Here is a 23,338-nt window from a genome sequence, read left to right as displayed (position 1 = left end):
ATGGCAAGAACATCTCCGCCAGTCGCCAATATGGCGAGTTGCCAGCAACCTGCCTGTCCCTTGTCTACACTCCAGTGCAACCCCGGTGAGTTAGCGCAGGAGTGCTTCGATGTCTCCCCGATTCGGTTCCAGGCAGCGTGGGGCAATAGGCTTGATGGCGGCAGGCACCTTGGCCTTGGCCCTGGTGTTTACGTTGCTGGCGGTCGACAGCGGGCGTCTGTATCTGGAAAAGCGCAAGCTGCAGTCCGTCGCCGATACTTCGGCGCTGGAAGCGGCCGGCCTCGGTGGTCAGTGCGGCGCCAACACCACGGCCAACGCCTACGCCACGCAAAACGCTGCGCGCAATGGTTTTGTGGTCGGCAATGGCCGCACCTTGGCCGTAACGTGCGGGACCCTGGCCACCAACGCCCTGAACACTCGGGTGTTTACCGCCGATGCCACCAAGAGCGACGCGATCCGCGTGGTGGCTTCGCGCACGGTGATGAGCAGCATCGCCAACGGTCTGTGGAACCTCTTTAGTGGCGCGCCGATCACCGCGCAAATCAACCTGAGCGCCACCGCTGTCGCGGCGACGCCTCCTCCGGTAGCGCAGTTGTCGATCCGCAGCAGCCTGGCCAGTGTCGATTCGAGCAAGTCGCCAATACTGAACCTGGTCATCGGCAACCTGCTGGGGGGCAACCTGTCGCTCACGGCAGCCGGTTGGAACGGCTTGTTGCAGACCAACGTCAACCTGCTCAGTTATCTGGACCAGTTAGCGATCGACTTGCAGGTAAAGGCTGGAGACTACGATGCATTACTTAACACCGCCGTCTCCGCTACCCAGTTGATCGATGCCGCCGTCAAGGTCTTGCAGAAAAACGGCGCGGCGGTCACGTCGGTGATCAACGACGTGATTTCTATTGATGCGATTGCGCCTAATTCCAAGCTGTTGACGGTGGGGGACCTGATCGACATCGCCACTGGCACGCCGACAGCGGCGCTGAACAGCAATGTGCAATTGTTTCAGCTGCTGGAGGCAGTGGCGCAATTGTCCAGTAGCAAGAATGCTGTGAGTGCGGCGGCTCAACTGAATGTTCCGTTGGTGGGCAACGTTTCGATCCAGACCAAAGTCATTGAGCCGCCGCAGTTGTCGGCCATTGGCAATCCGGCATTGGCGAAGAAGGGCTTATTGAATGTCCCTCCGACCGATCAGATTTTTGTGCGTACTGCGCAAGTGCGCACATTGGTGACCGTACAGGCGCCGATTATCAAGGCCGTGTCCGGCGTGGCTTCCATATTGACGGGGCTGGGTACGCCGGTGTCTCAAGTGGTCAAGGGCTTGTTGAACCTCAACCTGCCGGCAGTGGTGGGAGGGGTGCTATGCCTGGTGGCCTGCAATGTGGCTGATGTTGATGTTACGACGTCGCTGGCCATTTACATTGAAGCCGGCAGCGCGCAAACCTATGTCACGGACTTCAATTGCGACTCGCCGGCCTCCAAATCCTTGACGGTGAAAACCACTACGTCCCTGGCTACCCTGGCGGTTGGTACGGTGGATCCGGTAGCGGCTTTTTCTTCATCCGCACCTGTCAATGTGCAGCCTGTCAGGCTGATCGATTTTGGCGAGCGCTACTGTGTTGTCCTGACGCTGTTGTGCAGCCCCACCCGTACACCCAATGTGGGGGGCGGTTTGCTGTTGAAGGCCAACTCCACCATTGCCGCGCAAACCAGCACGATGGTGTTTTCGCCGGTTGCCGAGATGAATGCGCCGCCGACCTATAAGTTCGCGCCGGGCACAGCCAATATCGTCGGTAGCCTGGCGTCGACTTTAAATGGCTTGCAGGTGACTTACGCACCGCCCAGCGGCAGCGTATCCAACGGTGCGCTGGCTGGCGTCGCCGGGCTGCTGGCGACAATCACCACGGCGGTGGTGGGGCTGATCCAGAACGTGCTGTCGCCGATCCTTGATCCCATCGTCAACACGTTGCTCAGTGCCTTGGGCATCAACTTGGGCAACGCCGAAGTTGGCGCCAACCTCACCTGCCATATGGGCCGGGCTTACCTGGTGATCTGATCCTGGACGATGGGCAGTTCTACGCAGAATTTCGCTCCCGCCTCGCCATTGCTGACGCTCAGGCGCCCGCCCATGTTTTCTACAATCCCATAGCTCACCGAGAGCCCCAGCCCGGTGCCTACGCCAATCGGCTTGGTGGTAAAGAACGGCTCGAAAATCCGTTCCAGCAAGCGCGGGTCAATGCCGCCTGCGTTGTCTTCGACCCAGATGCGTACATGGTGGCGGTCATGCTCGCTGTACAGGGCAATCCAGGGGCGCAGTGCGGGATTCTTTTCGCGCTGGCTGAGCAGCGCGTCGCGGGCGTTGACCATCAGGTTGATCAGCACCTGTTCCAACTGATCGACGTAGCCTTTGACCTGCACCGCAAAGTCCGCAGGTGTGATGCGCACTTCCACACCTTTGCCACGCAAGCCTTCGCTGAGCAACGCCAGGGTGCCTTCCAGCGCTTGCGCCGGGTCGAACGGTTGCTGCTCGATTTCCGAGCGACGGCCGAACACGCGCATGTGGTCGACCACCCGGGCTGCGCGTTGCACCTGGGCGTCGATGCGCTGGAGTTTTTCGGTGAGATAGTCGATTTGCACATCGCCATTGCCCAGGCGCTTGAGCACGTTGACGACGGCCATATGCATTACGTTCAGCGGCTGGTTGATCTCATGGGCCAGGCCGGTAGCCATTTCGCCGAGGGTGGCCATTTTGGCGCTTTGGGTCAGTTGTTGTTGTGAGCGGCGCACTTCAGTGTTGTCGCGGCCCACGGCTTGCACTTCCACCAGGGTGCCTTGCTGATCAAACACGCCACGGTCGGACCACACCCACCAGGCATGTTCGCGTCCGGGCAGTTGCAGGCTGATCTCGGCGGTGCTGACCGGGAATTCGGGGGTCAATCGCGCGATGCGTTGCACAAAGGACGCGCGCTGTTCATCCGACAGCCATTGGCCTAGGTCAATGCCCGGCAATTGGGCGGGCTGGCATTCCAGGTAGTTGGCCAGCGGCGTGTTGCCGAAGGTCAGGATCAGGTCGGGCCGGTAGCGGCAGATCATTGCCGGTGAGTCTTCCACCAGGATGCGGTAGCGCTCCTCACTCTGGCGCACTTGCTCAGCCGCCAGGGTCGCTTCGGTCACGTCCAGCCACAGGCCCACGGCTTCCACCGGCAGGCCGAGGTCATCGCGCAACAGCTTGGCTTCGTCGAGCAGCCAGTGGTAATGGCCTTGTTTATCGCGCAACCGGTAGCGGCTGCGCACGGTGCCTTCGCGCAGCAGTTGGCGGGTGCGTTCAAAGTAGAGTTCGCGGTCGTCGGGGTGGATCAGCGTTGCCAGGGTGTCGTGGTTGCACTCGGCCAAGGTCCAGCCCAGCAGCGGTAACAGGCTGGCGCTGAAAAACGCCGGGTGCAGCGCGCCGTTGACGTAGCGCTGTACATAGATCACCGCCGGTGAGCTGGCAATCAGGTTGTCCAGGCGCGCATGGGCGGCGGCGGCTTGCAGTTGCTGGTTCTTGATATCGCTGATGTCGAGCATGAAACCGATCCAGCGCCGCTCACTGCCCACGCCCAGCACTTGCCCCTGTATGCGATACCAGAGCGGCGCCTGCTCGGCCTGTGTGCGTTGCAGGCGTACGCTGGTCAGCAACGGCTTGCCCAGGGCTTGCAGATCTTGCAGGCGACTATTGAGGGCTTGGCGGTCGGCGGGGTGGATCAATCCGAGCCAGGTGTCGAGGGCCTGGCGGGTGGGGCCGTCCTCTTGGCTCAGGTTGCGCAGCAATTGTGGCGCAAGCTGGATCTCTTGGGTGGCGGGCAACAGTTCCCACCAGCCGGTGCCGAGCAGGCCTTGCAAGGCTTCCACCCGTTCCAGTTGTTGGTGGTGGCGCTGTTCACGCAGGCGGCTCAACAGTGGCGCGGCGAGGGCGGCGCACAGGGTGAGCCAGTCACGTTCGCGGGTGTGATCCACCTGGCCGTCGTAGCAGCCACACAACAACCAGGCCGCCACGCCGTGGCTGTCGCGGTAGGGCACCAGCAATCCGCCGGCATTACCGAAGATGCTGTGCAGGCGCGGGTTTTCGCTGCGGCCCAGAGCAATGTCCAGGTTCAGAGGCATGTTGCCGTTCAGGCTGTCGAGGCTGGTGCCAAGATGTTGCCCGGTTTGCCACAGGGCCGGGGCATCATGGGCGGCGTATTGGCTGTAGATGCGCCAACCCTGATCGTCTTCGTCGAGCAGCGCCATCGCTACGCAAGGTATGCGCCAGCGCTGGGCCACGCTGCGCAGGTGCTCGTTGAACACCTGTGGCAGGCGGTTGAAGCTGCACACGCGCAGTTGTTCGCTCATCAGGCCAGCGAGTTGATGGTTCTGTTCGCGCTGTTGCATCCGTGCCCGGTCGGCCAGCAGGTCGGTGACATCCAGCAGACGCAGGGCCCAGCCGTCGCCCTCTGGCTCAAGCCAGCCGCGGGTGTGCAGAACCACGCCGGCGGCACCCTGAAAGTCCAGGTCCAGACCCTGTCGTTGCCATTGCGGCGGTGCACCTTCGACACTCAGCGCGCTGCTTGGGCACAGCAATGTGCGCAACGGCGGGTTGGGCGTGTTGACCAGGTGTTGGTCGAGCAGAGGCCGCAGGCTACCGGCAATGCTTAGCACTTGGCCCAGGTTGTCCAGTTGCAACTGCAGGCCCGGCGCAGGCGTTGCCGGGGCATCCAGGGCCAAGGCGCTGCTGCGCCCGCGCAGGCGTGCGAACAATTTATCCCCCGTCGTCAAAACTGAAGGCTCGAGGTAGCGGTCAGGTTGGTGGGCAGGTTCGGAACGGTGCCAACGCCAGGCAATACCAGGGCCGGCAATACCGCTTTGATGTTGGCTGATGGATAAGTGATTTTCACCGTCAGCAAGTTATTGGTGTAAGTGGCGGTGATGTAGCCGGGCAAAAAATTCAAGGAGCCGGGGATCCAGTTCAACTGCGCCTGGGCTGCATCTTTGGCGCGCTGCACAACCAAAGCCGAATAGCCTGCGGTGCCTGGGTCCAGTGACACACTGCGGCGCACGCCTTCTGCCGCCGCCTGGTGGAACGACTGCATCAGCAGCAGCGGCAAGCTGTAGCTGAGGAGGCCGTAGAACACCGCAAAGAAGATTACGAAGACCAAGGCAAACTCGATCGCCGCCGCACCTTTTTGCTTTCTCGGGAGGCCTGATTTCATGACTGCGTCTACCCTGAGGCGAGTACCTGATATCAGCATAGAATCATTCGGCAAAAAGGGATGTTTTTTACGTGATCCAGAATGTAGTGATATTGCTGTGGTTGGGGCTGTGCGCTTTACAGGATATGCGTGAGCGGCAAATTGCTAATACGCTGACCTTGGGCGTCGGATTACTGGCGTTGATCTACCTGCTGTGGACCGGCTCGACGTGGCTCGGTGCTCCACGCAGCGATGGCGGCCTGGCCCTGGTGCTGGCGCTCGCCCTGACCCTGCCGGGTTATGCGTTGGGCCGCTTCGGCGCCGGGGATGTGAAGTTGTTGGCAGCCCTGGGCCTGGCCTCCAATACCGAGTATCTGCTGGGGTCTCTGATTGGCGCGGGCATCGCCATGGTGGCTTGGGCACTTATGCATCAAGGGCTTAGCTCAAGCCAGGTCGAGGGAGAGGCGCAAGTGTCAACAAAACAGCCTTTTGCACCCTTTGTTTTGACAGGTTACGTGGGCTGCTGGCTTTGGATCCATTAGTCATTCAGGTGGATTAATGCTATGTACATAGTCAGAAAGTACGTCTACGTTTAATGAGTGGTTGTGGGATTTTTCGTCAGAAAGGATAGGTCATCTTTTGGCTTGCCAGGCATGGAGTAGCGCGTGAACAAGCTTACATCTGCAGTAAAAGTGCTCGTAGTCGACGACCAACCGTTAATCGTAGAGGAGCTCTGTGAATTTCTTGAAAGCAGCGGGTACCGTTGTGTCCCGTGCGAGTCCAGCAAACAAGCTATAGAGCGTTTCAGCGAAGACCCTCTGATCGGCCTGGTGCTGTGCGATCTGCATATGCCGGACATGGATGGCATCGAACTGGTTCAGGCGTTGCAACGCGTCGCCGGCAAGCATCGTGCATTTGAAGCGATCATGCTCACCGGGCGCGCCGACAAGCAGGATGTGATCAAGGCCCTGCGTGCAGGGATCGCCGATTACTACCAGAAACCGATCAATCTGGATGAACTGCTCGAAGGCCTCAAGCGCCAGGAAGCGGCATTGGAGGAGCGGCAAAAGGACCTGCAACTGGGTACGCTTAACCAGAAGTTGCAGTACCTGTCCGAATCCATCAATGACTTGTATATGGACCTGGACAAGGTGCGGCGCAACCCGGCGCCCAAGGCCAGCGACGGCGAGGCGATGGCTGACGAAGCCGGGCCAGTGGAAATCCCTGCGATCTTCAATCAGTTGTCTCCGCGCCAGTTGGACGTGGCGCGCCTGGTCGGCAAGGGGCAGACCAACTACCAGATTGCCTGTGAACTGGGGATCACCGAGAACACGGTCAAGCTGTATGTTTCCCAGGTGCTGCGCCTGACCCATATGCACAATCGCACACAGTTGGCGCTGGCGTTGTCACCGAGCAACTCGGCGATGGGCCAGCGGGTGACGGCGCACTGAAAGCCCAGTCAACGGCAGAGCAAAAGCAGGTAGAGATTCAATGTGGGAGGGGGCTTGCCCCCTCCCACAGTCACCCTATTTATTCCCGCTCTGCGCAGACCCGCCCACCTTCTGATCAAAGAACTCCGGGATCGGATGCTTGTTGCTGTCCAGCCAGCGCTTCAGCGCCTGCTCGCGTTCCGCCGGCGTGGTCTTTTGCGGGTTGGCCGAGGCTGCGCGCCCGCTGAGTTGCAGGGCCATCCAGTTTTCTGTTTCCGCCTGCTGCGGCGAAGACGGTCCAGCCTCGATGGCCGATGCTGCGTAGGGCAGGGCCAGCAATGCGAGGCTGGCGAGGTAATGGAGTTTCATCATCGGCTCCCTATTTCACAGACGCCGGCAGCGTGTCGCTGACGGCCGCTACCTGGTCTTTGGATGGACGGACCGTTGCCGCAGCCGCACCCTTGATGCGTTGCGCGCGTGCCTGGGCCTGCGTCACTTGCTCGGGGCTCAGCCCGAGTTGGCCGACCACTTTTGCGGCCTGCTCCCAGTTGTCCTGGTAAATCAGCAAGGTCACCAGGTTCACCGCCGCCAATTGATCGCTCTGCTTGAGTTCGATGGCGGTCATGAATTCAAAGCGTGCGTCTTCAAGGCGCAGTTGATCGAGGTACACCACGCCCAAGTCATTGCGGATTTTTTCGTCGGTGGGCGCCAGGCGTGCCGCACGTTGCAGATGGGCCATGGCCTGGCCATTGTCGCCCTTGGCCGATGCCAGTTGCCCCAGGCCGTGCTCGCCATCGGCGGCCAGGCAGGTGCCGAGCAAACTGCGGTACAACGGCTCGGCCTCGGTGCGGCCCAGCAGGCGATAGGCGCGGGCCTGGCGCTGGCGCACCTGAGGCAAGGTAGCGGGCAGGTTTTGCAGGTTGGCCAGGCTGGCGTGCAGCTTGCCTTCGTTGGCCATGTCGTCGGCCAGGTTCAAGGACAGCTCCTGGTCCGAGCTGGGTTTGGGGCAACTGCCGGGCGCCAGCAAGCCGGCCCACGGAGCCTGGCCATTACTGGCGCAGCCACCCAGCATCAGCACGCTTATGGCGACAATCAGTGGCTTCATAACAGACTCCTCAGAAGTTATTCAGGGCGCGGGAGATGGCGATCATGGCCGGGCCCCCGAGCACAATCAGCAAGGCTGGAAACAGGAACACCATCATCACCACCGACATCTTCGCCGACATTTTCGAGATGTATTCCTGCAGGCGGGTCAGGCGGCGGTCATCGAGCAATTGCTTGAGCGCCAGCAGCGACTTCATCGCGCCGCCGCCCTGCTGAATCAGTTGCTGAAGAATGATGCAGGTGTCGGTGAACTCGTCCACCGCCAGCAGGCGTGCGGTCTTGCCCAGCTCCTCGGACAGCTCCAGGCCCGAGTCGACTCGCGCCAGGATCAGGCGCAGTTCATGGGTCAAGTCAGGGAGCAGGCGCTGGGCTTCGGTACTCAACACTCGCAGTGATTGCTCAACCGCCATGCCGGATTCGAACAGGATGCGCAGCAGTGGAATGAACGTGGAGATTTCCCGAGCAATGCGTTCCTGGCGATATTTGGCGCTGAGGGCCAGGACGCGCTTGGGCAGCAGGTAACCAATCCCCAGGGCCACCGCCGGCGCGATCCACGGCGAGCCGGCATGGGGGAACAGCAGTTGCTGGCCCAGTAGGGTCAGGCCCAGCAGCACGATCGGTACGCCGACCTGGCAGGCGGCAAACATCGAGCGTTGGTTGGCCTTGCGCCAGCCCACACGGTTGAGCAGGGTCTGTGTTTCGTTGTCCAGGCTGACCGAGCGCTGGGCCACCTGGCTGGCGCCCAGTTGGCGCATCAGGCTGCCGAGTTTGTCTTCGCGGGTCAGGTGGCCTTGCAGGCGCTGGCTGACCATGCGCTGGCGCCGCCGTTGCTCCAGCAGGTTGCCGGCTATCAAGGCGACGGCGGCGAGCAACAGCAGGATGCTGATCAGAATCGCCATTTCAAATACTCCGCAACATGCGCCACATGACGAAGGTGCCCGTGATGTCGAGCGCCACCGCGGCCAGCAACAAATAGCGCCCGGTACCGTCATTCCACATGCTCATCAGATAACCCGGGTTGACCATCAGGAAGTAGCCCACCATGACGATGGGCAAGCCCGCCAACACATAAGCGGTCATGCGTGTTTCACCGGTCATGGCCTTGAGTTGGCGTGCGCCCTGCTCACGCTCGCGAATCATCTTGATCAGGTTCTCCAGCAATTCACTGGCGTTGCCGCCGTAGCGGTGGTTGACCTTCAAGCCCAGGGCAAACAGGCGAAACTCATCGCGTTCATAGAACTCGGCAAAGTCGCTGACAGATTCCGGCAGGCTTACGCCCATCTGCACGTTGCGCTGGATGCGGCTCATGGCCTGCTTGAGTGGCGCCTCGGTGCTGTCGATAGCACCCAGTACGGCATCGGCGAGGGTACGGCCCGACTTGAGGCTGCGCACGCTGTGGTCCAGCAGTTGCGGCAATTGTTCGATCATGCGCTGCACGCGTCGCTGGTAGCGCCAGGCAATGTACAAGCGCAGCAGCAGCGGCGGCGCTATCAACAGGGTGAGCAAACCCAGCCAGTCGGCCAGCAGGTAGCCCAGCAACATGCCCACGGCCCAGCAACTGAGCCACAACCCGAGGCGATCGGTGGGTTTGCCCAGGCCGGCACGCTGGAACATGCGCTCCAGCGCAATCCAGCTGCCGTTCGGTTCCTGGGGCAACGGCTGGCCGTCGGCGAGACGCTCCAGCACGCGGTCGGTGCCGGCCTGGCGCAGCCCGCGCTGGAACAGCCACACCGACAGGCTGATCAGCAGGATGCAGATGAGCAGCAAGATAAGTCCGGTCATGGTGCCCTCTACAACGGCAATGCCGATTCACGCCGCAGCTTGTCACCGGCCGGGTTGAGCGCTTCGCGCAGGAAGCCAAAACCGGTACGGCGGTCCAGGCGAAACAGGGTATTGGTGACATACACGTCATCGCGCACGCCCACCACTTCCACCACCTCGCTGACGCACCGGCGCCCATCGGGCAGGCGTGTCAGCTGGATCACCACATCGAGTGCCGCACAGATCATTTGCCGCAGGGTTTTTTCCGCCACCACGCGACCGGTCAGACCCACCAGGGTTTCCAGGCGCAGCAGCGCGTCCTGGGCATTGTTGGCGTGCACGGTGCTCATGGAACCATCGTGGCCGGTGTTCATGGCAGTCATCACGTCGAGTACTTCCACGCCGCGAATTTCGCCAAGAATGATGCGGTCGGGGCGCATCCGCAGGGCGTTGCGGATCAGGTCGCTGGCTTTGACCTCGCCATGCCCTTCGGCATTGGGCGGGCGGGTTTCCAGGCGCACCACATGGGGGTGGCCCAGTTGCAGTTCGGCCACATCTTCAATGGTGACCAGGCGCTCATGGGGGTTGATCAATTGGCTGAGGATATTGAGCAGCGTGGTCTTGCCGGTACCGGTGCCGCCACTGATAAGGATATTGCAGCGCTTGCCCACCGCCTCCTGGAAGAACTCGAAGATGCTGTGGTCTATGGTTTGCATCGCCACCAGGTCGCTGCTCTTGAGCATGTCCTTGCGAAACTTTCGGATCGACAGGCAGGGCCCATCCAGGGCAATCGGCGGGATGATCGCGTTGACCCGGCTACCGTCAGGCAGGCGCGCATCGACCATTGGCGAGGATTCATCCAGGCGCCGCCCCAGTGGCGCAAGGATGCGCTGCATGACGCGCTCCACATGGTGCGCATCGATAAAGCGCAGGTCGCTCTGGTACAGCACACCGTCGCGCTCGATAAACACCCGGTGCGGGCCGTTGACCAGGATCTCGGTCACCGACACATCGCGCAGCAGCACTTCCAGTGGGCCGAAGCCAGTCAGCTCATCGACGATTTCTTCGGCCAGGCGCTCCATCTCATAGCGCGAGATCGCCAGGTGCATGCGCGTGATGTATTCGGCGACTTTGTCGATGACAAATTGCGCCAGGGATTGGCGCGAGCCTTCCAGCAAATTCTGTCCGGACTCCTCGATGGCGTCGATGATGTAGCGATGCAGCACCAGTTTCAGGCCGTCGTGATCGTTGTGCGCGGCGGCGCCGCGAGTTGGGGCGCCGAAGAGTTTTTCGCCGTTCATCGACCTGGCCCCAACAGGCGCTCGAACCAGCGCGTCGAGGGTTTTGCAATGCCCTCGGAGCGTTTCGCCAGGCGCTCACCCAGCTGACGCAGGGCTTGGGTCAAGGCTTCGCGTGGCGCCAAAGTGAACAGGCTTTGCCCCTGGTTCTTGGCGTTCAGGCGCACTTCGGGGCTCAGCGGCAATACGGCGATGCACTCAAGGCCGAAGCTTTTTTCCAGGGCTTCGGTGTCGGGCGCGCAGCCTTTGATATAGCGGTCGACAAGCAGCTTGGCATGGTCGAGTTTCATGCCTTTTTCGCGCCACAGGTTCAGCACCGCGAGGTTGCGGCGACAGTCCAGTACGCCCTGGTCGGTGCACCACAGCAGCTTGTCGCAGTGGCTGACAAAGGTGCGCAACGCTTCGCTGTCAGCCTGGCCGGTGAGGTTCACCACGATGTGCTGGAAGTGCTGGCGCAGGGCGCTGAGCAGCATGTACAGCTCGGCGGCGCTGGTCACTTCCAGGGGCTCTTCGTTGCCGGCGTAGGCGAGGATGCGCAAGCCCGTGTCGGTGCTGGTGAACGCGCTGTTGATCAGTGTGGTGTCGAGGCGGCGCAGGTGGCGCAAGGCGTCGCCGAAATTGAAGGTGCTCTCCAGGCCCAGCAGCGCGAGGCTGTCGCCCTTGGGCAGGCCGAGGTCGAGCAGCAGGGTTTGTTGGCCGCTCTTTTGCACCACCATCGCCAGGTGGCTGGCGAGCAGGGCGCCATCGGTATTGCCCTGGGCGCCGTAGAGCACGGTCAGGCCGCCAAGGTGGGCATTGGGCGCGGTGGGCGGCAGGCGTTTGCTCAGGCGCCGCACCAGCCCGGCGACTTCACTGGAGCGCGAGCCATAGGCGACAAAGTCCCTGGCGCCGGCGCGCATGGCGTTGAGTACCAATTGGTTATCCATGCCATCGCCGAGCGCGACCACCGCCAGCATCGGTTTGGCTTCCAGTGCGCCTTCGATCAAGGCGCTTTGGGCCACCAGGTGCTCGCGGTCCAGGCCCACGAACACCAGGTTGGCGAAGGTCACGTCCACCAGCGCCAGCAGTTCGTCGAGGCTGCCGCCGCCCACGCTGATCACTTGACCCAGCGGTGCCAGCGCACCCTGGAGCCATTCCAGGTCGGTGCTGTTGCGGGTGATTGCCAGGAAGGTCTGGCTCAGGCTATCGCTCATTGGGAAAGTCCACTGCGACGGTCGAAGTTGCCGTTTTCCAGGAAGAACAGGCGGAACCAGTTCGGGTCATAGTTGCGCAGTTTTTCGCCGGGCAAGGACGGCAATTGCGCATTGGCCGCCAAGGGTCGAACCAGGTGCGGGGTGACAATCATCAGCAGCTCTTTCTCTTCGCTCTGGATATTGGAGTCACGGAAAAACGCGCCAAGGATCGGGATATCGCCCAGGCCCGGAAGCTTGGCGATGGTGGAGCGGTTGGTGCTGCTGATCAGGCCGCTGATCACGAAGCTTTCGCCGTCGGCCAACGACACGCTGGTGTCGGTACGTCGCACGGTCAGGGCCGGCACCTGAATGCCTTCGATGCGGATCGCATTGTTGTAATCCAGCTCGCTCACTTCAGGCGCGACTTTCAGGGCGATGCGGTTGTGGTCGATGACCGTGGGCGTGAGGGTCAGGCGAATGCCGAACTCCTTGTACTCGATGGTGATGGTATCGCTGCCGGCGCTGGGCACCGGGATCGGCACTTCGCCACCGGCCAGGAAGGTCGCGCTCTGGCCGCTCATGGCCACCAGGCTCGGGCGCGCCAGGGTGTAGGCAAAGCCGCTGCTTTCCAGCGCGTTGATCAATGCCTTGACCCGCCCACCGCCAAAACCGATGTTGAAGCTGTCAGCGCTCACCGGCAATTTGAACACGCTCTCGGCTGGAGACAGCAGGTCAGGGCTGCCGAGAAAGAAGTTTTTGCCCATGCCGAGGATCTTGGTGCTGGCTTCCTTGAGCTTGGTGCGGCTGACTTCGACGAAGCGAATGTCGGTCTGCACCTGGCTGGGCAGGGTCGGGTCTTCGGAGGGCGACAGGGATTGGCTGGTCAGCGCCGAAGTGGCCTTGCCCTTGACGAACACCATGCTCTGGCGCGGTGTGGTCGAACAGCTCGTCCACACCATCAGGCTGGTGGCGCCCGTGCCGACGCCGGTCAGCAGAAAATTGCGCTCGCCATTGACGCGCACGTCGGCAATTTTCGGGTCACCAATGGCCAGGCGCGTGATCGCCACCGGAGAGTGCAGTTCGGTTTGCAAACCCTCGCCCACTTCAACCACAGCGGGCAGTTGGCCCAGGGCGTTGCAGTTACCCGGTGCTGCCATCGCCATGCCCACGGGCAAGCACGGCAGCATCAAGGCCAAGGCCAATTGAGCGTAGCGTTGGCTCATTCAAGGCATCCTTGTTCAATCAGGGGGTTTGGGGTGCTGATGCTGCGCCGCGAATCACTTCGATGCCGCGACGCTGGCCAGTGTCGGCAACCGTGGGGGCGATTTTCTTCGGCGGTCCGCTGAGGGCTAATTGAGTGAATTGGTAGAGGTCGCGGTTGGCGCTTTGTACCTTGTCCGGGGTGTCGCTTTCGCCGGCCCAGTAACGGCTGAGCAGTTGCTCGTCGGCGCTGCGCACGGCCAGGCGCAAGGTGCCTGCCTGGGAGGCGAGCATCAGCCGGCTCAGCAGCGCTTCGGGCACTGCCAACACAACACTGCGCGCGGCGGTACGGCGCTGCGCTGCCTGGGCGCGCTCTTCGGCCGTGGCCGGTGGCGGCACTGCGGGTTGACCGTCGTTGGCCAGGCCCAGTTGATCGCCGACGCTGAGCAAGCGAATCGCCGGAATAACCACCTGTGCCGACTGCTCGGCATTGGCATTGTCCTGGCGCAGGAACAGCAACACATCGACGTAATCGCCGGGGCTCAACTGGCCACCGGCCCCGATAACTTCATCGACAGCCACGGCCAGGGCACGTTCATTCGCCCGGATCATGCGGGCCAGGGGGCCGCCGGCGGTGAAGCTTTCTTCGTTCAGCCAGGTGCCGGCACCCAGGGCACGCAAAGGCGCGCGGCCGATGGCCTGGTCGAGACTAGTGAGGCTCCCGGCCGGGACGGTGCGCAGTTTTTCCACCGCCACATCGGCGGCAGTGAGAGCGACGAAAGGCGGCACCGCGTGTACCAGCACCACCACCGGCTGGCGGGTCTGGTCCTCGACGACGGCGACGGTTTTTTCAACGGAAATGACAGGTTCTGGTGATGGGGCCGCCACTGGCACTGGAGAACGGCTAAGCACCAGGCCCCAATACCCTGCAATCAAAGCCCCAACAAGCAGCAAGCCAGCCAGGACCATGCTGATGCGACTGTTCATGACGGCTCTCCCTATCCTGTTGCATGGCTTTTTTCCCGTTACTTCAAACGAGTTAAATTCGCAACTTGGCTGTGATGAACAACTAACGATTTGGCTATTTGAAGGTAGCTCAGCTAGGACAAAATGCCATTACCGAACGAAAAAATTATCTGAGGTTCAAGGGGGGGGCTGTAAATACAGGATGTGCGGCGTGTCTACGGCGACTAATACTTTGTGATTAATGCGTTCTTACAGTTGTGAGTGTTAAATTTCTTGACAATGCTCTAGTGGCACACGGCAATCATCGTGCGGGCCAGCTGTAACGGCGCTTTGTGGCGCATGAAGGAGATCTTCCTATGATCCTTGACCTGTTCTTGAAGTTGTACATTCATGCCCAGTTATTTCTGCGTCGCAGAGAGGGGGCGTCGGCTATTGAATATGTGATTATTGTGGCGATAGTGGCGTTGGTTATCGTCGGCATTGGTACTGGGCTTGGCGATAAGATAAAAGGCATCTTTAAGCAAGTGTCTGATGCGCTGCCAGCTGCGCCTTAACCGTAACTGCTGTACGTTTTCGTTCCGGTGATTCTTTTTATCAGGTACTGCCCATGAGCAACCCCTCGTCATCCCGCCAAAAAATCCTATTGGTGGACGACGAGGAGGATGCGCTGATCGAGTTGGCCGAATCCCTAGAAAACGAGGGATTCGTCTGCTTTACCGCCACGTCCGTTACTTTTGCCCTGCAAGAACTGACACTTAATCCCGATATCGCCCTGGTTATCACCGACCTGCGTATGCCCGAGGAAAGTGGTATCTCCTTGATCAAGCGCCTGCGCGAACATACCTCTCGCTCGCATTTGCCTGTGATCGTGATGTCCGGTCATGCCGAGATGGATGATGTCAGCGATATGCTGCGCTTGCAGGTGCTGGATCTGTTTCGCAAGCCGATCTATCTGGTGCGGTTGATTGATACGCTGGATAACTTGTTTCCCCCCTCGAAGCCTCATTGATCGATGGATCAAATGCGAGTGCTGCCTGACAACTGACATGTATTGAACTAATACACCTCGGTCAAAATGTGGGAGGGGGGCTTGCCCCCGATAAGCATGGGTATGGACACAGCTTGTGTAGCCGCAGCCAACCGTAACCACGATGCGAAGCGAGCCGCTCTTGATCTTGATCTGCTTTTGATCTCAGGCGCCCCGTCAAACCACGCTGGCCGGAATTCGACAGGGATTGGGGGGGTAAACCGGCAGGGATGCCGGTTTTAGCCGCCCCGCGCCATGGATGGCGCGTGGCGGCGGCCCCCCAAATCCATGGCGGATTACGGGCACACCGAGCCTAAGCGAGGTGCCGAGTGGTGGGGCAAGAGCCCTTTTGGTTACTTTTGGGGCTCTTTTCCAAAAGGGACCCGCTGTAAAAGCGGAACCAATAGTGGCCGTTACCGCAGAAATGGATATGTACTCGGTCTGATCCAAGACCCCCGTCGGCTACAAGGCCGCCATCGGGAGCAAGCCCCCCCTCCCACATGTTCACCGAGTCTGATCCAACAAATGATCAAGGCATCAAGCTCCTCAAAGCTGATAACTGAAACTCAGCGTATACCGTGGCCTGCGGTTAAAACTGTCCAGGGCGATATCCGACATCGGCTTGGCCGCCTCCAGGGCGATGTTGTAGTACTTGTTATCGCCAAAGCGTAACCCCACTGCCGCCGAAGACATGTCGCTGGCCTTGACCGGCAGGTCGTTGAACCAGGTCTTGGCGCGGTCGAGCACCACGTAGGGTTGCAAAACCTTCACCCAGTTGCCAGCACGGTTGAAGCTGTAGTTGACCTCGTACGCCACCCCCCAGCCCTTGTCGCCCGAGCCTTGATCATCAGGATAGCCACGCCCGAAATTTTGCCCGCCGAAGGTGGCACGTTCGCTGTCAGGCAGCGTGTTGTTGCTCCAGTACAACGCACCTGAGAGCACGCCTTGCCAGTTGTCGAAGAACTTGTCGCTTTGCACGCCGGAGAGGCGCAGGCGGAAGAAATCGAGGTCGGGTTTTGCCACGTCCAGGTCACTGCGCGCCTTGGCGCCCAAACCGTCGATGCCTTGGTACAGGCCGCCGCTGATGATGCGTAACCGGCGTGCGTCGGCCTTGCGCCAATCACCCTCGAAGGCGAGGGCGCGCAGGTTGGATTCGATGTCGAAACTCAGCGGGTAGCCCACCAGCTTGTAACGGGTGGTCTGGTCCACCACGTACAGGCGTGTGCCCAGGCTCAATGACTCGGTGGGAGAGGCGATAAACGGGTGGCTCAGGCCAATGGAATAGCGATCGATCGACTGGTGCGGCTTGAGCTCGAAGCCGCCGTCCAGTTGCACGCTGCTGTTGGGGTCGGCGCGGTAACGTTCGGCAGCGAGTGCCAGTTGGGTGCCTTCGGCATTGATGAACTGGTTGTAGTCCACACGGTAGTAATGCTCTTTGTCCTCGCCGGGCGGGAACAGGCCGCTGACGGTCAGTTGTTCGCCCATGAACGTTTGCGAATTGCTGGTGGCGCTGAGCAAGGCTTGCGTACCGCCACGGCTTTTCTGCACCAGGCTCATGCTGGTGGTGAAAGGTTTGCGGCTGGCCTGGATCTGCATGTGCGTGGCGCCATCAGTGGTGCCGGGCGGTGGCACCTGGGCTTGTACGGTCAGGCCGGGAATGCGGCTCATCAGCGTGGTGTAGCGCTCGAAGGTCTTGCGCGTCAGCGGGCGTTCGGCCAACAGTTTTTTCGCCAGTTTGTCGACGTAGGCCGACACCGAGCCGATGTCACCGGTTTGCTGGTAGTCCTTGATGTAACCCTCCACCAAAACAACGCGGACCAGGCCGTTTTCGAAATTCTGCTGTGGCAGGAACGCGTAGGACAACAGGTAGCCGTCCTCCTGGTAGCGGCGGGTGATGCCACGGGTTGCTTCGATCAATTGCGCGAGGTTGGTCTCGCGGCCAATCAGCGGTGCGTAGACTTGGGCCGTCTCGGTCAGCGGGTAAATGGTGCCGCCTTCGATCTGCAGCTTGCGAATGGTGACCTTGGTGTCCATCAACAGGGGCTGGCCGGCAGTCGGCGGTGCTTCAGGCACTTGGGTTTGTGGCGTGGCCGGTCGATAGGCATCGGCGGGCAGGTTGGGTACCGGCAAGGTGCGCACGGTGTCATTGCTGTTCAAAAAGCTGGGAAGGGGCTCGGCCTGGGCGTAAGCGCTGAGGGTTAGCATTAACAACGGCGTTAATACGCGCATAGGACACTCCATGGTCAACTGCAGCAGCGCTTCGGGCCCGCCGGGTTCTGGGACTCGGTTCGGGAGGGTGGCGGCTCATCACACAAGGCGTCGCCCATAAAAAAGACGAGAGACTTATTTAGGGTCTCTCGTCTCAACCAAGCGTAGGCGCTGTAGGGGAGGCCGTCTAATCGGCCAGGTGCATTTCTATTTGCCGGTCAGGCCGTTCAACAAACCGCCCAAACCGCCAGTGGCTGTAGTGCCGCCGGTGGTTGTGGCAGTGCCTGTGGTCGTGGTGGTGGCGCCGATGTTCAAGCCACCGAGCAGGCCACCGCTGGTGCCGGTAGTGCCGCCGGTGACCAAGCCACCCACCGAACCTACAGTGTTGCCGACAGCCGTTACGGTGGTGCCCACTGCGTTGGTGATCGGGTTTGCATTGGCGGCAGTCAGGTTGGTGCCTACGCTGCTGACTGCCCCTCCCACTTGCGTCACCAGCCCGTTGACCGGAGCGCCAACGCCAGTGGTAGTACCAATGTTTTGCGTCAGCGCGGTGACGCCGGATGTGACCGGGTTAAGCGCGGCGCCGACATTGGTTGCCACTGCCGCGACTGGTGCCGTGGCGCCTGTGTTGGCGACACCTGTACCACCCAGCACAGTCCCTACCGAAGCGATGGTGTTGCCCAGCGCGCCACCGGTTACACCCGCTGCACTGACCGTGCCGTTGGTGTTGCCGACATTCAGGCCGGTACCGACGTTGCTGACCAGGCCGCCGACCAGTTCTGGAATGCCGGGAGCTGCGGTGCCACCGGTTGGGGCGACATAGCCGCCAGACTTGTCGAGCGTGCCGCCAACGCCAGTCAGCACGCTGCCGACCACGGTAGTGACAGGGTTGCCGGTACCGCCAGTACTGGCGACTTGAGTCCCCAGGCTGGTGACCGTCGAGCCGACTTTATCCAGCAGGCCATTGACTGGAGTGCCCAGGCCGGTTGCCGTACCGAGGTTGCCGGTGGTGTTTTCCACCAGCGATACCACAGGCACCACTACTTTGCCGCCGAGGGTGTTGGTCAACGAGCCCAATGGGCCGGTGGTGCTGGCGGTACTGAGGGTATCGCCGAGCATGGTTACCGTAGTGCCGACTTTATCCACTACGCCGCCGACTGCAGTGCCTACGCCACCTGTCAGGCCGCCGACGACGGGTACACCGCCGAGGGTGGTCGACAGTGATTGGCCGGTGGTCGAAAGGCCGCTGCCCAAGTCAGCAACGCCGCCGCCGACACCTGCGACCGTAATGCCCAGCGAGTTGCTGCTGGTCCCCAGGGAACCCAAGCCTGTTGTGACTCCGGTGCCGATGGTGTTGACAGCCGTGCCGACCGAGGTGACCAGCCCGCCTGCTGTTGTGCCTACGATCGGAACCGCGGTCAGGGTGCCGCCGAGATCACCCACCGCTGTGCCTACATTGCCTACGGTGGTGCCGAGGGTGCCGGCGATCTGGCCAGTGATCAGTGGGGTGGTTGTCGAACCTGTTCCGCCGCCAGTGCCACCACCCGTCCCGCCGGTGCCGCCACCTGTGCCGCCAGTACCACCGCCGGTCCCACCAGTACCGCCGCCTGTGCCGCCAGTACCACCGCCCGTCCCGCCAGTGCCGCCACCTGTGCCGCCAGTGCCACCGCCGGTCCCACCAGTGCCACCGTCAGTGCCGCCCGTTCCGCCGCCCGTGCCACCAGTGCCACCGTCAGTGCCGCCCGTGCCGCCGCCGGTTCCACCAGTGCCACCGTCAGTTCCGCCGGTTCCGCCAGTCCCACCGTCAGTGCCGCCAGTGCCACCACCAGTCCCGCCAGTGCCGCCACCCGTGCCGCCGTCACCTGTGCCCGCACCTGCGCCAGCATCCGGCGATGACGCCGCCACGCTGGATTTATGCCCGCCGCCACCACTGCTGCAGCCGCCGAGGCTCATTGCCAGAATCAGGGCCAACGCGGTACTTGCTTTCCACAACACGACTTGAGTTTTCATGATTGAGTTCCTTGCACCTGGTACAACCTGGGTTGTTTCAAACCTTCGCTACTTCTTGGGGCAGCAATAGATTTGTCCGTGGTTCTATCTCAGGCCATGGCACTCTTTCGCACAACGCTCAACTTGGTATTAACAATTTATATACCCTAGGCATCGGTCAACTTAGCGACTAATACAAAGGGTGTATGGCAAGGATGCTTACTGAAATTTAGGTGATGTAAATCAAAAGGTTGAATAAATAAGCGGACCTCGTAAGGTCCGCTATAACTTTGGGTGTATATATACAATTAATCGGTTTTTTCAGGCGATCGGCTGCCACTTTCCGAACATATGCTCAATGCCGCCCGGCCCTTTAAGTTCCAACTCGCCACTGGAACCGGCTGCGCTGCTCATCAATATCACTTCACCGGGCAGGCGCACGGGTTTCCTGAACTCGACATTGATTTCAATATTGGCGGCCGGCAGGTGTTCTCCCAGCGCCGCGAGCGTGCGGGCCTTGTTCCACAGCCCATGGGCGATGGCTTGGGGAAAACCGAACAGCTTGGCCGTAGGCGCACTGAGATGGATGGGGTTGTAATCGCCGGACACGCGGGCATAGCGGCGACCGATATCGGTGGGCGCTTTCCAGCGGGTCAGTTCGTTGAGCGGCCCTGGGACGTGCACGCTGTTATTCAGCGATTCGCCTTCAAGCTTTACGCCACGACAGAGCATCTGACTTTCGGCTTCCCATAGCAGTCCAAGGGCATCTTCGACCACGGTCGCAATGTCAAAGGTCGCGCCCTTGGCGTGGGGCTGTAGGTTGTGCGCGTACACACCGATGCTCAGCTCTCCCACGCCGCCCAGAGGCCGGTGAATGCGGATGCGATTGCTCAGGTGGACCAGCCCCAACAGCGGAAACGGAAACGCCTTGTCGGTCAGCAGTTGCAGTTGCAGACCGAACGCCAGGATGTGCGGGTAAGTCGCTGGCAGCATCGGGCTGTCGGTGAACCCGCAGACCTTGCGGTACGCCGCGACGGCCTTGGGATCGACGCTGACCCGACAGCGCCAGCCGCGTTCGGGCAACGTGCTGCCGGTGATCTTGCGCTTGAGTGCCGCACGCCAGTACAGCGGGAGTAGCGACGGTGTGCTGTCCAAGGTTTGCCATTGCATGCTTATGCTCCCAGAAGACTTTGCCCACACACACGCAGCGCCTGGCCGCTGACGGCACCGGAGCCCGGCTGGCCGAGCCAGGCCACGGCTTCGGCCACGTCCTGTGGCATGCCACCCTGGCCAAGCGAACTCATGCGTCGCCCGGCCTCACGCAGGGCAAACGGGATGTGTGCGGTCATCTGGGTTTCGATAAAGCCCGGCGCCACGGCGTTGATGCTGATCCCGCGTTGCTTCAAAAGGGGCGCCCATGCCTGGGCCAGGCCGATCAAACCGGCCTTGCTCGCGGCATAGTTGGTTTGCCCACGATTGCCGGCGATGCCACTGATGGAGGCCAGCAGCACGACCCGTGCGTTGTCGTGCAGAGTGCCGCTGTCCAGCAGGGCCTTGGTCAGCACTTGCGGAGCATTGAGATTCACCGCCAGCACTGCGTCCCAGTATTCGGGCGTCATGTTGGCCAGGGTTTTGTCACGGGTGATGCCGGCGTTGTGCACCAGGATATCGAGCCCGTCGGGCAAGTGTTCGACCAACTGGCTGGCGGCGTCTTCGGCGCAGATATCCAGCACCACCGTACGCGCATTCAGGCGTGCGGCCAGGGCTTCGAGGTCGGCCTTGGCCTGGGGCACATCGAGCAAAATCACCTCGGCACCGTCGCGGGCCAGGGTTTCGGCGATGGACGCACCGATGCCCCGGGCGGCGCCAGTGACCAGCGCCTTGCGCCCCGCCAGCGGGCGCGTCCAGTCTTCGACCGGGGTGTCGCAGGCTGACAGGCGAATGACTTGGCCAGAAATGTAAGCGCTTTTGGGCGAGAGGAAAAACCGCAGCGCGCCCTCTAATTGGTCCTCGGCCCCGTCACCCACATACAGCAACTGCAACACGCCACCGCTGCGCAGTTCCTTGGCCAGCGAGCGGCTGAAGCCTTCCAGGGCGCGCTGGGCGCTGGCGGCAAACGGGTCGCTGAGGCTTTCCGGCGCACGGCCGAGGATCACCAGGTGCGCGCTATGGTCTAGGTTTTTCAGCAATGGCTGGAAGAACTCACGCAGTTGCTTGAGTTGGTCGGTGTGCTTCAAGTCACTGGCGTCGAACACCACCGCCTTGAGCTTGGGGCCGTGCCCGGGAATCCACACGGATGCCGTCGAGGCTTCTGCGCCGTAGCTGTAGATGGCGTCGGTGAGCCGATTGGCAAACGCCAGCACCTTGCTCGTCAATGCGCCGCCGCCCAGCAACAGTGCGCCTTCGACCGGGCGCAGGCGTCCGGCTTGCCAGCGTTCCAGGCGTACCGGTGACGGCAGGCCAATGGCGGCGACCAGGCGATGGCCGAGGCTTGAGTTGGCGAAGTCGATATAACGGTCAGACATGGAACGCTCTCCGAAGGCTGGGGTTCAAAGGGTTGACCATCCCAGGGTAGCAGTCGTTCGACTAGGCTCAGTGATCAAGCCCATAACCGACAGAGGGAGCTTTTCATGACTCAATTGCGCCGAGTGGCGATCATTGGCGGTAACCGCATTCCTTTCGCCCGTTCCAATGGCCCTTACGCCACGGCGAGTAACCAGGCGATGCTCGCGGCCGCCCTGGAGGGCCTGATCGAGCGCTACAACCTGCATGGCCTGCGCATGGGCGAGGTGGCCGCCGGCGCGGTGCTCAAGCATTCCCGCGATTTCAACCTGACGCGCGAATGCGTGCTCGGCTCGCGGTTGTCGCCGCAGACCCCCGCGTACGACATCCAGCAAGCCTGTGGCACCGGTCTGGAAGCGGCGTTGCTGGTGGCTAACAAAATCGCGCTGGGCCAGATCGAATGCGGCATTGCCGGCGGGGTGGACACCACGTCCGATGCACCGATTGGCGTGAATGAAGGGCTACGCAAGCTGCTACTCAAAGCCAACCGCAGCAAATCCATGGCAGACAAATTAAAAATTCTGTTACAACTTCGTCCCCAGCACCTCAAGCCGGAACTGCCGCGCAATGGCGAACCGCGCACTGGGCTGTCCATGGGCCAACACTGCGAACTGATGGCTCAGACCTGGCAGATCCCGCGTGTCGACCAAGACCAGCTGGCGCTGGAGAGTCATCAAAAGATGGCCGCGTCTTACGCCGAAGGCTGGCACAACGATTTGCTCACGCCGTTTCTCGGCCTCACCCGTGACAACAACCTGCGCCCGGACCTGACCCTGGAAAAACTCGCCGCCCTCAAGCCGGCCTTCGAGCGTAGCGAAAAGGGCACGCTGACCGCCGGCAACTCTACGCCGCTGACCGATGGTGCCTCCCTGGTGCTGCTCGGCAGTGAAGCGTGGGCCAAGGAGCGGGGGCTGCCGATCCTTGCGTACCTGCGTGATGGCGAAGCGGCGGCGGTGGATTTCGTCAACGGTGCCGAGGGCCTGTTGATGGCGCCGGTGTATGCGGTGCCGCGCTTGCTGGCCCGCAATGGCCTGACCTTGCAGGATTTTGATTACTACGAGATCCACGAAGCCTTTGCTGCCCAGGTGTTGTGCACGCTCAAGGCGTGGGAAGACGCCGATTACTGCAAGACGCGCCTGGGCCTGGATGCTCCGTTGGGGGCTATCGATCGCAGCCGGCTCAACGTCAAGGGCAGTTCTTTGGCGGCAGGCCATCCATTTGCCGCTACCGGCGGGCGCATCGTTGCCAACCTCGCCAAGTTGCTGGATGCGGCGGGCAAAGGGCGGGGGTTGATTTCGATCTGTGCTGCTGGCGGCCAAGGGGTGACAGCGATTATCGAACGCTGATTGCCAAAAAAATTGGCCCATTGCATGCATTCTGAAGGGGTCAGAGGTCGGTAGCCTCTCCCACCGGCGAG

20 protein-coding genes are annotated in these 23,338 nt (G+C 61.4%); 6 read left to right on the top strand and 14 right to left on the bottom strand.

Going from position 1 to position 23,338, the window contains the following annotated elements; translation table 11 throughout:
- Positions 1 to 109 precede the first annotated feature (109 nt).
- Positions 110 to 2,053 carry a pilus assembly protein TadG-related protein gene (locus E4P00_RS02450; protein ID WP_248130602.1) on the top strand — a complete coding sequence of 648 codons (1,944 nt, stop codon included), beginning with the start codon at positions 110 to 112 and terminating at the stop codon, positions 2,051 to 2,053.
- Here E4P00_RS02450 and E4P00_RS02445 read toward each other — a convergent pair.
- Positions 2,038 to 4,791, bottom strand: a complete 2,754-nt coding sequence (locus E4P00_RS02445) for a PAS domain-containing sensor histidine kinase (RefSeq protein ID WP_248130601.1) — start codon at positions 4,789 to 4,791, stop codon at positions 2,038 to 2,040. The two genes, E4P00_RS02450 and E4P00_RS02445, sit on opposite strands and share 16 nt — an antisense overlap.
- Positions 4,788 to 5,225: a TadE family protein gene (locus tag E4P00_RS02440; protein WP_032878095.1), complete on the bottom strand. Its 438-nt coding sequence runs from the start codon at positions 5,223 to 5,225 to the stop codon at positions 4,788 to 4,790. Before E4P00_RS02440 ends, E4P00_RS02445 begins: the two co-directional genes overlap by 4 nt.
- 71 nt (positions 5,226 to 5,296) lie before the next feature.
- On the opposite strand from E4P00_RS02440, the gene E4P00_RS02435 reads away from it, so the two are divergent.
- Both E4P00_RS02435 and E4P00_RS02430 read left to right on the top strand, forming a co-directional pair.
- Positions 5,297 to 5,746 carry a prepilin peptidase gene (locus tag E4P00_RS02435; protein WP_078820193.1) on the top strand — a complete coding sequence of 150 codons (450 nt, stop codon included), beginning with the start codon at positions 5,297 to 5,299 and terminating at the stop codon, positions 5,744 to 5,746.
- A 123-nt stretch (positions 5,747 to 5,869) separates the two neighbouring features.
- Positions 5,870 to 6,655, top strand: coding sequence for a response regulator transcription factor (locus E4P00_RS02430; protein ID WP_032878093.1), 786 nt, complete (start codon positions 5,870 to 5,872; stop codon positions 6,653 to 6,655).
- 75 nt (positions 6,656 to 6,730) lie between these two features.
- On the opposite strand, the gene E4P00_RS02425 is transcribed toward E4P00_RS02430, so the two are convergent.
- Genes E4P00_RS02425 through cpaB form a run of 8 tightly spaced genes read right to left on the bottom strand, consistent with a single transcriptional unit; the run spans position 6,731 to position 14,156 of the window.
- Positions 6,731 to 7,003, bottom strand: a complete 273-nt coding sequence (locus tag E4P00_RS02425; RefSeq protein ID WP_032878092.1) for a DUF3613 domain-containing protein — start codon at positions 7,001 to 7,003, stop codon at positions 6,731 to 6,733.
- A 10-nt stretch (positions 7,004 to 7,013) separates the two neighbouring features.
- Positions 7,014 to 7,739, bottom strand: coding sequence for a tetratricopeptide repeat protein (locus E4P00_RS02420; RefSeq protein WP_078820194.1), 726 nt, complete (start codon positions 7,737 to 7,739; stop codon positions 7,014 to 7,016).
- A 10-nt stretch (positions 7,740 to 7,749) separates the two neighbouring features.
- Positions 7,750 to 8,637: a type II secretion system F family protein gene (locus E4P00_RS02415; protein ID WP_005784440.1), complete on the bottom strand. Its 888-nt coding sequence runs from the start codon at positions 8,635 to 8,637 to the stop codon at positions 7,750 to 7,752.
- 1 nt (position 8,638) lies between these two features.
- Positions 8,639 to 9,520, bottom strand: a complete 882-nt coding sequence (locus tag E4P00_RS02410) for a type II secretion system F family protein (protein WP_216090688.1) — start codon at positions 9,518 to 9,520, stop codon at positions 8,639 to 8,641.
- 8 nt (positions 9,521 to 9,528) lie between these two features.
- Positions 9,529 to 10,800 carry a CpaF family protein gene (locus E4P00_RS02405; RefSeq protein ID WP_032878088.1) on the bottom strand — a complete coding sequence of 424 codons (1,272 nt, stop codon included), beginning with the start codon at positions 10,798 to 10,800 and terminating at the stop codon, positions 9,529 to 9,531.
- The gene (locus E4P00_RS02400; RefSeq protein ID WP_032878087.1) at positions 10,797 to 11,990 is read right to left on the bottom strand and encodes a pilus assembly protein; all 1,194 of its coding nucleotides are present in this window, start codon (positions 11,988 to 11,990) and stop codon (positions 10,797 to 10,799) included. The genes E4P00_RS02405 and E4P00_RS02400 overlap by 4 nt, the downstream gene beginning before the upstream one ends.
- Positions 11,987 to 13,192 (bottom strand): type II and III secretion system protein family protein, encoded by a 1,206-nt coding sequence (locus E4P00_RS02395; protein ID WP_057702678.1) that lies wholly within the window; start codon positions 13,190 to 13,192, stop codon positions 11,987 to 11,989. The genes E4P00_RS02400 and E4P00_RS02395 overlap by 4 nt, the downstream gene beginning before the upstream one ends.
- 19 nt (positions 13,193 to 13,211) lie before the next feature.
- The gene (gene cpaB / locus E4P00_RS02390) at positions 13,212 to 14,156 is read right to left on the bottom strand and encodes a Flp pilus assembly protein CpaB (protein WP_078820197.1); all 945 of its coding nucleotides are present in this window, start codon (positions 14,154 to 14,156) and stop codon (positions 13,212 to 13,214) included.
- Between the two features lie 335 nt (positions 14,157 to 14,491).
- On the opposite strand from cpaB, the gene E4P00_RS02385 reads away from it, so the two are divergent.
- Positions 14,492 to 14,689: a Flp family type IVb pilin gene (locus E4P00_RS02385; RefSeq protein ID WP_032878084.1), complete on the top strand. Its 198-nt coding sequence runs from the start codon at positions 14,492 to 14,494 to the stop codon at positions 14,687 to 14,689.
- Positions 14,690 to 14,742: 53 nt separating this feature from the next.
- Positions 14,743 to 15,144: a response regulator gene (locus tag E4P00_RS02380; RefSeq protein ID WP_032878083.1), complete on the top strand. Its 402-nt coding sequence runs from the start codon at positions 14,743 to 14,745 to the stop codon at positions 15,142 to 15,144.
- 564 nt (positions 15,145 to 15,708) lie between these two features.
- On the opposite strand, the gene E4P00_RS02375 is transcribed toward E4P00_RS02380, so the two are convergent.
- The 4 genes from E4P00_RS02375 to E4P00_RS02360 form a co-directional block, all read right to left on the bottom strand.
- Positions 15,709 to 17,391 (bottom strand): POTRA domain-containing protein, encoded by a 1,683-nt coding sequence (locus E4P00_RS02375; protein WP_122732315.1) that lies wholly within the window; start codon positions 17,389 to 17,391, stop codon positions 15,709 to 15,711.
- A gap of 186 nt (positions 17,392 to 17,577) precedes the next feature.
- Entirely contained in the window at positions 17,578 to 19,380 is a 1,803-nt protein-coding gene (locus tag E4P00_RS02370) for a collagen-like triple helix repeat-containing protein (protein ID WP_248130600.1), read from the bottom strand.
- Positions 19,381 to 19,680: 300 nt separating this feature from the next.
- Complete coding sequence (locus E4P00_RS02365) at positions 19,681 to 20,529, bottom strand: MaoC/PaaZ C-terminal domain-containing protein (RefSeq protein ID WP_078820200.1); 849 nt, start codon at positions 20,527 to 20,529, stop codon at positions 19,681 to 19,683.
- A gap of 2 nt (positions 20,530 to 20,531) precedes the next feature.
- The gene (locus E4P00_RS02360) at positions 20,532 to 21,884 is read right to left on the bottom strand and encodes a 3-oxoacyl-ACP reductase (RefSeq protein WP_032878079.1); all 1,353 of its coding nucleotides are present in this window, start codon (positions 21,882 to 21,884) and stop codon (positions 20,532 to 20,534) included.
- A 105-nt stretch (positions 21,885 to 21,989) separates the two neighbouring features.
- Between E4P00_RS02360 and E4P00_RS02355 the strand changes: the two genes are divergently transcribed.
- Positions 21,990 to 23,267: an acetyl-CoA C-acetyltransferase gene (locus tag E4P00_RS02355; RefSeq protein ID WP_248130599.1), complete on the top strand. Its 1,278-nt coding sequence runs from the start codon at positions 21,990 to 21,992 to the stop codon at positions 23,265 to 23,267.
- Positions 23,268 to 23,338 lie beyond the last annotated feature (71 nt).

The sequence above is a fragment of the Pseudomonas sp. B329 genome (genome assembly GCF_023127835.1).
In the GTDB taxonomy this organism is placed as follows: Bacteria; Pseudomonadota; Gammaproteobacteria; order Pseudomonadales; family Pseudomonadaceae; genus Aquipseudomonas; species Aquipseudomonas synxantha_A.
Note: the sequence above shows the minus strand (reverse complement) of the source record. Positions and strands in the feature narration are given on the sequence as shown.